Origin of the sequence: Tepidibacter hydrothermalis, assembly GCF_029542625.1 — a bacterium.
GTDB classification, from domain to species: Bacteria; Bacillota; Clostridia; order Peptostreptococcales; family Peptostreptococcaceae; genus Tepidibacter_A; species Tepidibacter_A hydrothermalis.
The window spans coordinates 96584-110086 of sequence record NZ_CP120733.1; the positions used below are offsets into that span (position 1 = coordinate 96584).

Consider the following 13503-nt stretch of genomic DNA (forward strand, 5'->3'; position numbering starts at 1 on the left):
TTAATTTACTAAATATTTAGAATAAGTTGTAAATATTGAAAATACTGACGAAACAACATAACATTTAAGTTAACACAAACGAATAGGGAGAATTAATTTAAAACATAAAGGAGAGCGATGAAAACATGGATTATTCTAAAAAAGCATTAGAGGTGCATGAGGAATACAAAGGAAAGATTAGTGTTGTATCTAAGGTTGCTGTAACTAATAAGGATGAATTGAGTGTAGCATATACACCAGGTGTTGCACAGCCATGTAGAGAAATTGCAAAAAATAAGGAAGATGTTTATAAGTATACTTCAAAGGGAAATTTAGTTGCGGTTGTAAGTGATGGAACTGCGGTACTTGGACTTGGAGATATTGGACCGGAGGCTGCAATGCCTGTAATGGAAGGAAAGGCTGTACTTTTTAAAGAGTTTGCAGGGGTAGATGCATTCCCTATATGTGTTGATACAAAGGATGTAGATGAGATTGTAGATTTGGTAAAAAAGATAGCTCCTACTTTTGGAGGAATTAATCTTGAGGATATTTCTGCTCCAAGATGTATTGAAATCGAAAGAAGACTTAAAGAGGAACTAGATATTCCAGTATTTCATGATGATCAACATGGAACTGCTATTGTAACAACTGCAGGATTAATAAATTCATTAAAACTCGTAAATAAAAGATGGGAAGATATAAAGATTGTAGTAAATGGATCAGGATCAGCAGGATCTGCAATTGTTAAGATGCTACTTAATATGGATGCAAAAAATATTTTAGTGTGCGGTATAGATGGAATATTGTATGAAGGCAAAGAAAGTAATAATGAATTAAAAGAAGAAATAGCTAAGATTACAAACCCTAACAATGAAAAGGGAAAATTAGAAGATGCAATGAAAAATGCTGATGTATTCATCGGAGTTTCAGCACCAGATGTTGTTACAAAAGAGATGGTAGCTTCTATGAATAAGAATGCAATTGTGTTTGCAATGGCAAATCCTATTCCAGAAATTATGCCTCATTTAGCAAAAGAAGCAGGAGCAAGAGTAGTTGGTTCTGGAAGGTCTGATTTTGCAAATCAAATCAACAATGTTTTGGCTTTCCCAGGAATATTCAAGGGAGCATTAGCAGTAAGAGCAAGTGATATAAACGAAGAGATGAAGGTTGCAGCGGCTAATGCTATTGCAGAGATAATACAAGAGAGCGAATTGAATGAGGAATATATTATTCCAAAACCTTTTGATACAAGAATTGTAGAAGCTGTTGCAAGTGCAGTTGAGAAGGCTGCTAGGGATACAGGTATTGCAAGAATTTAGAAATTATATGAGTTTTTATAAAATAAAAAAGGAGGAAATAATATGTCAGCTACTGTAAATACTGATAAAAGTGTAAGGCAAAACAAAGGCTTTGAGATAATGGGAATATCACTTCCTATGTTTATGATTTTATCAATAGTTATTTTAGGAGCAACTTATATGGGAGTACTCCCTAAAGGTATGATTGGAGCACTACCTCTTATGATGGTTGTAGGTGCATCACTGAACGAGTTAGGAAATCGTTTGCCGATAATAAAAGATTATTTAGGTGGAGGTGCAATTGTTATTATATTTGCATCTGCAGCATTAGTAACATACGGAATACTACCAGAGAGTTCAAAAGAAATTATGACTAGCTTTATGAAGGGTGAAGGATTTTTAAGTTTTTACATTGCAGCACTTATAACAGGTAGTATTTTGGGTATGGATAGAAAGCTTTTAATTAGTGCATCTATAAGATATTTACCTGTTATTATTGGTGGAGTTATTGCTGCTCTAGGATTAACAGGACTTGTTGGTATGATTATGGGATATGGAGCAAAGGAAGCAATACTTTATATAGCTATTCCTATTATGGGAGGCGGTATGGGAGCAGGAGCAGTTCCGCTTGCGGAAATGTTTGGACAGGTATTAGATGTTGATCCTGCTAATATGATGTCGAAGATGGTTCCGGCGCTTGCGTTGGGAAATGCCATGGCAATTGTTGTTGCTGGATTATTAGATAAAATAGGTAAGAAAAGAAAGAATTTAACTGGAAATGGAAAATTAATGAAGGCACAGGATGATATCAAAGAGGAATCAAAAGAAGTTATAAAACTTGATTATAAATTGATGGGAATAGGAATATTACTATCTACTACTTTCTTCGTATGGGGTAAGATGTTAGCTAAGTTCATTCCTATACACTCATACGCTTTAATGATTATAAGTGTGGCTATTGTAAAAGTATTAGGTATTGTACCTGAAAAGTATGAAAAAGGTGCATTTCAGTGGTTTAGGTTTGTTATGACAAACTTTACACCAGCATTACTAGTAGGAATAGGTGTAGCATATACGGATTTAAATGCAGTTATAAGTTCTTTATCGTTAGTATATATAGTATTAGTATTTACTACTGTTGTAGGAGCTACAATGGGTTCGGGCTTTGTGGGTCACTTCTTAGGATTTTATCCTATAGAAGCATCTATAACTGGAGGCTTATGTATGGCAAATATGGGTGGAACTGGAGATGTAGCAGTACTATCTGCAAGTAAGAGAATGGAGTTAATGCCATTTGCTCAAATTTCATCACGTATTGGTGGAGCATTCATGTTAATTCTAGCTACTAGCTTGTTATCACTATTTGTATAAAAAGTTATTCTTTAAAAGAATCTTAAATGTAAACTTTTTTAAAATTGCATGGCGCCAACGAGTCTTATCAAACTCCGTTGCTTAAAACTCATAACGAAAATTATATTTATCTACAACTTTAAAAGGAATATAATTTCCTATTCGTTATAAAAAAGGACTGTTAGCAAAAAAATGTTAACAGTCTTTTTGTGTTGTAAAAATCAACCACAATATGGTATTATCATCTTATATATACAAAAAAAGTAAGGGGGCGTTTTTGTGAAGAATAGATTTATATTAAGTTTATTTGTATTTGTTTTTATTATTAGTAGTTGTGTATTTGCTTTTGCAGATGAGAATCTAAGTAAGGATGAAGCTAAGAAGATAGCTGTTGATACTGTTGAGAAATACTTCGATATAGATGTTGATAATAATTTTGAAGTTACAGTTATGGAGAGTTATAAAGAAGGAGCTTGGGATATAAATATATGCAAAGAAGATAAAAACTATATGGATGTAGATGTTTGTATTGAACCAGATAAAACTGTATCTAGTGTATATATATATCAACGTGGTGAAAATAATAAGAAATTAACTAAGTCTGAGGCTAGAAAGTTAGCAGATGATTTAATTAATAAAATGCATCCAGACAAAGTAAAAAATACTAAATGTATTGAAAAAGAAGATGATTATAGTTTTGATTTTGAATACAAAAGAGTTTTAAATGATATAGAGTTTGATCAACAAGGAATAAATATAACTGTAGATAGAGAACTTAATAGAGTATCTGATTATAGTTTAAATTGGGATGACAATACTGATATGCCAAAAGTTGAAAATGTAATAGATAAATCTAAGGCTGCAAAAATTATAGAAGACAATATAGAAATGAGACCTATGTACATAGATACATACAATGAAGATGGAAGCGAAAAGGAAAAAGCAAAGTTTGTATATGCGCCTTATTATAAAAATTCAAGTATGATAGATGCTAAAGATGGTGAACTTGAGTATTATATAAAGAATATGGACAGAAGTATGATGAGTAAAGAAAATTATAAAGAATCAGTATCAATAAAAATGCCAAGCTATAACTTAAATGAGCAAGAAACAAGAGACTATGTAACAAAGAAAATTAAAGAGTTATTAAATAAAGATATAACTATAACTAGCATAGAAGAACTTGTGGATGTTGAAAATAAAAAGACATCAAAAGGGGAAGCTTGGGGAGTTAAATTCAGTTATAAAGATGAAGAAAAAAATGAAGTAAATGGTAAGATAGTAATAGATAAAAACAATAAAGAAATAATACATATGGATACTAATTTTGATAAATGGGGCGAAACAGATGTAAAGCCAAAATATACATGGGAAGATGGATATGAAAGAGCTTTACAGGTTTTAGCAGATAATTGTCAAAGTAAGGCTGCTAATATAGATACTGAAATAAGAAAAATTAATGGAGAGTATAAGGATAAAGAAGGAAATATGCATTATAATAGTATTGGAAGATATAAATTTAATAGAGTGGTAAATGGAGCAAAATATATAGACAACACTACAAGAGTATATGTTGATTTAAATAATAATAATATAGTATCTATAGAAGGATACTGGGATAATAGTAAGAAGTTTGAAGATCAGAGTAAAGCTTTGGATATTGAAAAAATAAAACAGTTATATATTGATAAAAATGAAGTCAAGCTTTGTTATGTAGATATATACGATCAAGAAAGTAAGAAAACAGAGACAAGATTAATGTATAAGATGAGTGAAAAAGAAGGAATGGACGATATAGAGTATGTAGATGCTTTAACTGGAGAATTTTTGGATTATGATGGTGAGATAATAAAGATGAATTAATTAAAAGATGGCTAATTTAATAAATTAGCCATCTTTTTTTATAATAAAAAATCATATGGAAGTTAAGCCTAAAATTACGAGCATAAAAATACCGCTACTTAGTTAACCTTTTTATAAAACTAAAGATTACGTATACTCAATATTCTAAAATTTTTAAACTCCCTATGGTCAAACAAAAAAGTTTTTTAACGTATATTAAGTATTCGTAATCTAAGTTTTATAGAAAAAGGTTAACCAAAAAGTAGCTAACATTTCAATGCACGTAATTTTTAATGTGGTTTTGTAGATAATATACATTTAAATGCATTTAAAGATTAAAATCTGAACTTACAAAATAAATGGCATTAATACTTGAGCGGTATTTTAATGTCATTTATTTTGGATTAAATACATGAATTTGATTATAATTTCAAAAAAAATACACAACCTAATTATATATAAGTATGGTTAGGAGGATTTTTATGAAAAAGGTATATAAATTATCTATTATAGCTGTGTTGATTGTAAGCTTGTTTTCTTTTTATAGTTTAGAAACTAAGACTGTATCTGTATTTAGTAATAAGCAAAACACTAATAAGTATAAGTGGAATCTTTCGGATATATATTCTTCTAATTCTGATTGGGAGAGAGATTATAAGATACTTGAGAACAATATACCCAAGATAAAAGCTTATAAGGGTAAGCTTTCAAGAGGATCTAGGTATTTATATGAGGCTTTAAATACAACTGACAATATGAGTAGAATGCTTGAAAAGCTTTATTCGTATGCTTATATGAGTAAAGATACAGATACTTCAAATAATAAATATCTAACTATGTGTGATAATATAAGTTATTTGAGTGTTAAACTTAGTAGTAGTGTATCGTTTATAGAGCCTGAGATTTTAAATACTCCAAAGGAGACTATAGATAAGTTTGTAAAGAATAATACTAAGTTAAAGCCGTATAAATTTTATTTGAATAATTTGTATAAGTCAAAGGAGCATATGCTATCAGATAAAGAGGAGAGAATCTTGTCTTTATCAAAAGGGGTGGCAAGTACTCCAGAGAATGTTTATACTTCATTTAAAGATATAGATAGAAAGACGAATTTTACTCCTGGGGAATATTCTAGTTTACTACAAGATGATAATCGTGAAACTAGAAAAAGTGCATTTGTGCAAGAATTTGAAAGCTATAAAAAAAATATAAATGTTTTGGCATCGGCTCTATCAGGTCAAGTCAAGAGGGATATATTTTATTCAAAGGCTAGAAATTACAAAACATCTCTTGAGGCATCTCTTGATAAGGATAACATAGATGTATCATTGTACAACAATTTAATAATAGAGGTGAATAATAAATTAGATGTATTCCATAAGTATGTAGCTCTTAGAAAGAAAATATTAAAGCTTGATGAGATACATTATTATGATATGTACAATCCTTTGAAAGAAAACAACAAAAAAATAGAATACGAGGAGGCTAAAAAGATTGTAAGCAAGGCTTTAAGTCCTCTTGGTAAGCAGTATGTAGAAGATTTGAATTTTGGAATAGATAATAGATGGGTAGATGTATATTCTAGTGAAAATAAAAGAGGTGGAGCTTATTCATGGGGAAGTTATGATACTCATCCTTATGTGCTTTTAAATTATAATAATACATTAAGTGGTGTATCTACATTTGCACATGAGATGGGCCATGCAATGAATAATTATTATTCTTCTAAAAATCAAGAGTATGTAAACTATAATTACCCAATATTTACTGCAGAGGTAGCATCTATAACTAATGAAGCTCTGTTATTTGAGCATTTGATAAAGAATTCTAAAACTAAAGATGAAAAAATGTATTATATACAAGGTTATATAGATCTTATAAGGGGAAGTATATACACTCAAGCTATGTATGCTGAGTTTGAAAAAATTATACACGATAGAGCTGAAAAAGGAGAGGCTTTAACATCTAATAATTTGAATAAGCTTTGGGGAAGTCTTATGAAAAAATACTATGGTAAAGATTTTAAAATGGATGATATATGCTCTATATGGTGGAGTAGGATACCTCATTTTTATTCAAATTTTTATGTGTATAAATATGCTACAGGATGTTGTGCTGCTATAAGTTTATCTCAAGATATATTAAGTGGTAAAAATGATAAATATTTAGATTTTTTAGCTGCTGGAGGATCTGATTATCCTATAGATATACTGAAAAAAGCAGGTGTAGATATGAATGATACTAAATGTATAAATGATGCACTTAAAAAGTTTGAAAGTTTGGTGAATGAACTTGAAAAACTAGCTGGATAACAAGTGATTTTTCAGAAAAATGAAAAAAATAACAAATGAAATTACTACAAACTAATATGGAGAAATGGTATAATAGACCTATTACCGTATAAAAATAACCTTATCAAATAGATGAGGTTATTAATTTTTGGAGGATTAAAATATGAAAAAGACATTATTGATTGTTATCATTGCGATACTTATGACATCTATGGTTGGATGTAGTGAAAATGTAATAGAAGGTAGCAGTAATATCATTTTATCTCAGGATTTTGGAGATAAGCAAATATATGATCAAAAACTAGATTTTACTAAAAATACTACTGTTATGGAATTAATGCAGAGTAATTTAGATGTAAAAATTGAAAATGAATTTGTAGATTCAATAAATGGAATAAAGTCAGAATACAGTGAAGAAAAGAAGTTAGGTTGGTTTTATTATATAAATGGTAACTTAGCACAAGTGGGTCCTGAAAATTATTATTTGAATTCAGGGGATGATGTATTGTGGGACTATCATACTTGGGAAAATGAAATTTATATATCGAGTATAATAGGATCATATCCTAAGAACTTCACTAATGGATATGATGGCAAAAAATTAAAAACAGAGCTTGTATATTCTGAGGAGTATGAAAAAGATACGGATAACTTATATAACTATTTAAAAAATAATGGGGTTGAAGATTTAGTTAAAAAGGATATAAAAAATGGATATGATGATGATGAAAAAATAAATACTATACTTATTTCAACTTGGAGTGAACTTTCAAAAATAGATAATATAAGAGAGATTTATAATGACAAAAAGGGAGAACTTTTCTTTAAGGTAGACAATGGAGTCAAAGGCCTTGACTGTTGTAAAAATGTAGTTAAAGAATTTGATAAAGCGGCTGTAATAGCATCATTGCCGAAAGGATACTCTACTTTATCTAATATATGGATTGTAACGGGAAATGATGAGAATATGATAAAGAAAGCTTTAAACATTCTTTATGAAAATCCAGAAAAAATAAAAGGAAAATTTGCAGCTATAGTTACAGATAAAGAAGTATTAAATATTCCTGTATCAAGATAAATTATTATACAGTATAATAATTAAAGAACTATACTTGTGACTATTTTTAGCAACGGAGTGTGTAGGATTCGTTGGCGATATAGTCAATGAAAAGCATTATATGAATTTTAAATGAAGGGGTGTTTATGTGGATAAGGTAAGAAAAGCTATAATACCAGCTGCAGGTCTTGGAACAAGGTTTTTGCCTGCGACTAAGGCTCAGCCCAAAGAAATGCTTCCTATAGTTGACAAGCCAACTCTTCAATACATAATAGAAGAGGCTGTTGATTCTGGAATAGAAGAGATACTTATAATAACAGGAAGAAATAAACAATCTATAGAAGATCATTTTGACAAGTCTGTAGAGCTTGAAATGCAGCTTGAAAAACAAGGAAAAGAAGAGTTATTGGACATAGTTAAGAACATATCGAATATGATAAATATACATTATATAAGACAAAAGGAACCCAAAGGCTTGGGTCATGCTATATATTGTGCTAAGCACTTTATAGGAAATGAGCCATTTGCGGTAATGTTAGGCGATGACATAGTTGATGCCAAAAATCCTTGCTTAAAACAATTAATTGATGCATATAGCGAATATAGAACTACTATACTTGGAGTACAAAATGTTCCAAATGAAGATGTTAAAAAATACGGTATAGTAGATGGAAAGCATATAGAAGATAGAATATATAAGGTTAAAGACTTAATTGAAAAGCCAGAAGTAGAAAAAGCACCATCTAATATAGCTATTCTTGGAAGGTATATTATAACTCCTAGAATCTTTGAAATACTTGAGAATCTTCCTGCTGGAAAAGGCGGAGAAATACAGCTTACAGATGGACTTAAAGAGCTTGCAAAGACAGAAGCTATGTATGCTTATAATTTCGAGGGAAGAAGATACGATGTTGGAGATAAGCTTGGATTTTTACAAGCTACTGTAGACTATGCTCTTAAAAGAGATAATCTAAGAGATGAATTTTTAGCTTATTTAGATGATACACTTAAAAAATATAAAATATAGGGGTGGAGTAAGTGATAAAGCATATAGTATTTTTTAGATTTGATGATAAAAAAGAGGTTGAAGAAGTGAAAAGAAGACTTTTAGGTATGGATGGTAAAATAGACGTACTAAGACATATAGAAGTTGGGGTTAATTTTTTAGAATCTGATAGAAACTATGACTTATGTCTTACAACTCACTTTGATTCAATGGAAGATTTAAAAATTTATGCAGATCATGAAGTTCATGTTCCTGTTAAAGAATATATAAAATCTGTTGCAAGTTCTAGTGCTTGTGTGGATTATGAGATTATTTAAATTTTAGAGCCGGTTCCGCGAAAATGCCTCGCATTAAAATACCGCTACTTAATTAATATTTTTATAAAACTATAGATTACGTCTTATTAAATATCCTGAAACTTCGTGAACTCCCTTTGGTCAGACAACGAAGTTTCTTAACGGATATCTAAACGACATAATCTAAGTTTTATTGAAAAATATTAACCAATAAGTAGCTAACATTTTAATGCGAGGCATTTTTTTATTAAGTAGTTAATAGAAATTTCAATAATGTTCATTTGGGGGAGTTTAGTGAACTTTTTTAACGGATATTCAAACGTTGTAATTCAAGTTTTATAAAAAAATATTTAAATCATTCCCTAGCATTTTGAGCAACGGAATTCATTAGAATTCGTTGGCGATATGAGCGTAAGCGGATTTTAATACCCTTTATTTTTTTAGTTAAGTGCTTAATGTAAATTTAAATAATATTCATGTTGAGAAATAAATTGTATTTTATTTACTTTTCTTCATCTATATTTTTACGTAGACTATCTATTATATCAGAAACCTCTGGATATTTTTCTTTTGCGATTGTAAAGTTTGCAATTGCACTAGCATAATCACCATGTGCTATATAAGCATCTCCTAATTTGTAGCATATATCATATTTTAATGAAGATTTTTCAGGGGGCAATACCTTTAATACATAAGTGAAGTCATTAATTACTCCCATAAAGTTTTTACCACAGTAAGATAATCCTCGATAATAAAATGGTAAATATGTAGTAACTCCTTGTTCTTCAATGGCAATAGTAGCACTTTTTATAGTGTTTGCTCTATCTTCGTTGTCAAAATAATATTTTGCTAAGATTACATATTCTTCATCTGTATCTTTTTTCTCAACTAGCTCTTTCATTGCAGAAACATCATTTTCGAAGTACCCATATTCTTCTTGAAGGATATTATAGACTGATAGAGCATTTTTATAATCTCTTAACTGTATATAAGGATATCCAAGTTGTTTATAGATTTTATACTGAAAACGAGAATTTTTGGTATCCAGTACTCGTAACGATTGATTAAAGTCATCAATAGCTTTAATATAATTACCTATTTCACAATAGCATAGACCTCGATTATAAAAGGGTAAATAAGTAGAAACACCTCGTTCATCAATGGCAATAGTATAATTTTCTATAGCCCTATCATAATCAGAAAAATCCATATAATGTTTAGATCGAATTAAATATTCTTCAGAGGTATTCTTTTTATTTATCAGTTCTTCAACCTCACTTGGAACTATATCTCGTAGTTCCTTACAACTCTCTTTAGCTATAGTATAATTTGATAATGCATTTACATAATCTCTTTGTGCAAAATAAACATCCCCTATGCCTTTGTGTATCTTATCATTCAATAAAGAAGTTCCGGAGTCTAGTAGCTTTGAAGATTTGTCAAAGTCATCAAGTGCTTTAGTATACTCTCCTGTTTCGTAATAGCATAAGCCACGATGATAAAATATAAAATCCTCAATAGGAACATCTATGTCATCAATTAAAATATTATAACATTCTAGAGCACTTTTGTAGTCTCCAATATCCTCATAGAGTGAAGCTATATTCAAATATTCATCATCTGTATGCTCATAAATATGTGAAGATTTTTTTAGTTTAGCAGCTTTAATATCTAAAGCTGTTTTGACACTCACATTTCTACCTGTAGGTTCCATAGATATCAAAGTATTTGTATTTGGTAGATAAGATACTTTTACTATATTTCCTATACGCTCAGGCCTTTCGTATATAAAATATGATCCGTCATCCAATAGATCAAAGGTAAGATTTTCTGTTTGTATAAGAACTCTACGCTGATTTCTAACAGCAGAACGTCCAACACCAGCTCTTGCTTTAATCCATGTGGTTGTAGGAAGGAAGATTTCTTCAGTGCATACAGGTTTATTTGATATTACGTATTTTAAATCTTTTAAGTAATCAACAAAAGAGGTATAGCAAGCCAGAACTCCCATTAAAAGGAATGGTATAATAAAAAAGGTACAGAGTACAGACATTATTTTATAAAAGAGAGACTTACTTTTTTTTATATCATTTATACAATATGGGATGATAGATATAATTATAGATATGGTAATTAATAACCAAAAGAATGAAAAAAGTGTTTCTTTGTAAACTGTTGAGTACAATTCATAATTAGGAAGAAACGTTGTACAAAGAAATAAAATCAAACACAACAGCAATATTATAAAAATAGACTTTTTAATTATTTCAAAAATAAATTTTTTAATTATTTTATGCAAGTGGATACCTCCTAAATACAAATATGTAATTTTTGTGATATTATACAATTTTCTACATTTTCTACACTTATATAGTATACTACAATTTTATTAATTTAGCTTACTAAGTATTAAAGAAGGATCTAAAGCTATTAGATGTAAATGCCAAGTCTTTGCTTTTATTATTCCAATTAAAGTTTTATACGAAAACATTGAAATAATGCTTATGTTAAGATATTGAGAAAAATTGAAATTTTGTATTGCAAAAGTATTTATAAATAGTATAATGTTTATATGATTAAAAATGAGTGAGCACTCATTCATTCGGAGATTAGGGGTGAATATATGGCAACTAAAAAAGGTACTGACACTAAAGAAAAGATATTTAATGCAGCTTTAAAAGTTTTTGCTAAAAAAGGATTCTCGGCTGCAACTACTGCGGAAATAGCAGAAGAGGCTGGGGTTGCACAAGGAACTATATTTAGGTATTACAAAACTAAAAAAGATATATTAAGAGGAGTAATGATTGAGTATGTAGATAAATTTGATGAATTTGCAGATTTTGATTCAATACAAAAGATTATAGAGGATAATGCAGAAAAACCTTTAGATGAAATTCTAAAGCTTATAGTACTTAATAGATATAAGGCATTTAAAAAGAATTTCCATATATCTAAGGTTATACATTACGAAATGCAGTTTCATGATGACATAATGGATATGCACTTGAAAAAATGTAAGGAAAAAGAAGGACTTGTAATGAAACATATATTACAACATATAGATATAGATGAGGATAAATACAAAAAACTAGGTCAGAAATCATTATCTATAATATTTACAAGTATGATGTTTGGCATGTTTTTTCAACGGTTAAATGGAGTAAGAGGAAATGATGAGATACCAATTGAAAAAGAAATAGATATAATAATAGATGTATTTTTTAATGGAATATTAAAAAGATAGGGGAGGAAGAAATAATGAAAAAAAGAATTAGCTTATTGGTTGTAATAGTTTTAACTTTAACTATGGCTCTTTCAGGGTGTGGAAAGAAAGAAGAAGCTTCAAGTGTTAAGGAAAAGTTTGTGAGTGTTGAAACAGAAGCTTCTAAAAAGCAAGATATAAATGTTAAAACTACTTTGTCAGCAAAGGTAAAGCCTATAGAAGAGGCAGATATTGTTCCTAAAATGCCTGGAAAGGTTACTAAAGTAAATGTTGAAATAGGTAAAAAAGTTAATAAAGGAGAAGTTCTTTTTACTATAGATCAAACTGATTTAGTAAATGGAGTTAAAAGTGCTCAAGCTGCATATGATATAGCAGCTGCAAATCTTAAAAGAACACAAGAACAAATACAAAATGCAAAGATAAACTATGAGAGAATGAAATCATTATATGAAGAAGGAGCTATAGCAAAGAAAGATTTTGAATCATATGAACTTCAAGCATCATCTACTAATTTAGATGCAGTTCAGGCTCAAGTTAATCAGGCTAGAGTTGGACTTGAAAACGCACAATCAAAGCTAAGTGATGCAACAGTTACAGCTCCTATATCTGGAATAATAACTGCTGTTAATATAAATGAAGGTGAGATGGCATCTTCTGCTCAACCAGCTGTTTCTATAGCAAACATGAATAAAGTTGTTATTGATACTAATGTTTCAGAGTATCTTATAAACAAGATCAAGGTAGGGGATGTAGTTGATATATCTATAAAATCAGCTGACAAGAAAAATTTCCAAGGTAAAATAACTGCTTTGTCTCCTGCAACAGCATCAAACTCTATGACTTATCCTATAAAAATAGAGATAGATAACAAAGATAGTATGATAAAGCCTGGAATGTTTGCAAATGTAAACTTAGTAACAGACAAAAAAGGAAATGTTATAACTATTCCATCAGAAGCAGTAGTTATAAAGGATGGAGAAAGTGTAGTATATACAGTTAAAGATAATATTGCTCATGTTAATAAAGTAGAAACTGGAATTGATAATGGAGAGATTGTTGAGATAGTAAAAGGAATAAAACCAGGGCAAGTAATTGTTAATAAAGGACAGGATTACTTAGAAGAAGGAAGTAAAGTTGAAATAAAGAAATAGGGGGGAGTAA

The 13503-nt window shown here is 29.7% G+C and carries 10 protein-coding genes; 9 read left to right on the forward strand and 1 reads right to left on the reverse strand.

Annotated features, from left to right (window positions below; translation table 11 throughout):
* Positions 1 to 125: 125 nt before the first annotated feature.
* The 7 genes from P4S50_RS00310 (at position 126) to P4S50_RS00340 (ending at position 9140) form a co-directional block, all read left to right on the forward strand.
* A complete protein-coding gene (locus P4S50_RS00310; RefSeq protein ID WP_277732515.1) occupies positions 126 to 1298 on the forward strand; it encodes an NAD(P)-dependent malic enzyme in 1173 nt (390 codons plus the stop codon).
* A 42-nt stretch (positions 1299 to 1340) separates the two neighbouring features.
* Positions 1341 to 2648, forward strand: coding sequence for a 2-hydroxycarboxylate transporter family protein (locus P4S50_RS00315; protein WP_277732516.1), 1308 nt, complete (start codon positions 1341 to 1343; stop codon positions 2646 to 2648).
* 258 nt (positions 2649 to 2906) lie between these two features.
* On the forward strand, positions 2907 to 4490 hold the full coding sequence (locus P4S50_RS00320) for a YcdB/YcdC domain-containing protein (RefSeq protein ID WP_277732517.1): 1584 nt from the start codon (positions 2907 to 2909) through the stop codon (positions 4488 to 4490).
* Positions 4491 to 4951: 461 nt separating this feature from the next.
* On the forward strand, positions 4952 to 6781 hold the full coding sequence (gene pepF / locus P4S50_RS00325; RefSeq protein ID WP_277732518.1) for an oligoendopeptidase F: 1830 nt from the start codon (positions 4952 to 4954) through the stop codon (positions 6779 to 6781).
* Between the two features lie 142 nt (positions 6782 to 6923).
* Positions 6924 to 7838 (forward strand): DUF4430 domain-containing protein, encoded by a 915-nt coding sequence (locus P4S50_RS00330; RefSeq protein WP_277732519.1) that lies wholly within the window; start codon positions 6924 to 6926, stop codon positions 7836 to 7838.
* 127 nt (positions 7839 to 7965) lie between these two features.
* Positions 7966 to 8844, forward strand: coding sequence for a UTP--glucose-1-phosphate uridylyltransferase GalU (gene galU / locus P4S50_RS00335; RefSeq protein ID WP_277732520.1), 879 nt, complete (start codon positions 7966 to 7968; stop codon positions 8842 to 8844).
* A gap of 11 nt (positions 8845 to 8855) precedes the next feature.
* Positions 8856 to 9140, forward strand: a complete 285-nt coding sequence (locus tag P4S50_RS00340; RefSeq protein WP_277732521.1) for a Dabb family protein — start codon at positions 8856 to 8858, stop codon at positions 9138 to 9140.
* Positions 9141 to 9621: 481 nt separating this feature from the next.
* Here P4S50_RS00340 and P4S50_RS00345 read toward each other — a convergent pair whose 3' ends face one another.
* Positions 9622 to 11418, reverse strand: a complete 1797-nt coding sequence (locus tag P4S50_RS00345) for a tetratricopeptide repeat protein (RefSeq protein ID WP_277732522.1) — start codon at positions 11416 to 11418, stop codon at positions 9622 to 9624.
* Between the two features lie 324 nt (positions 11419 to 11742).
* Between P4S50_RS00345 and P4S50_RS00350 the strand changes: the two genes are divergently transcribed.
* Both P4S50_RS00350 and P4S50_RS00355 read left to right on the forward strand, forming a co-directional pair.
* Positions 11743 to 12363: a TetR/AcrR family transcriptional regulator gene (locus P4S50_RS00350; protein WP_277732523.1), complete on the forward strand. Its 621-nt coding sequence runs from the start codon at positions 11743 to 11745 to the stop codon at positions 12361 to 12363.
* 14 nt (positions 12364 to 12377) lie between these two features.
* Positions 12378 to 13493 (forward strand): efflux RND transporter periplasmic adaptor subunit, encoded by a 1116-nt coding sequence (locus P4S50_RS00355; protein WP_277732524.1) that lies wholly within the window; start codon positions 12378 to 12380, stop codon positions 13491 to 13493.
* The last annotated feature ends 10 nt before the right edge of the window (positions 13494 to 13503 follow it).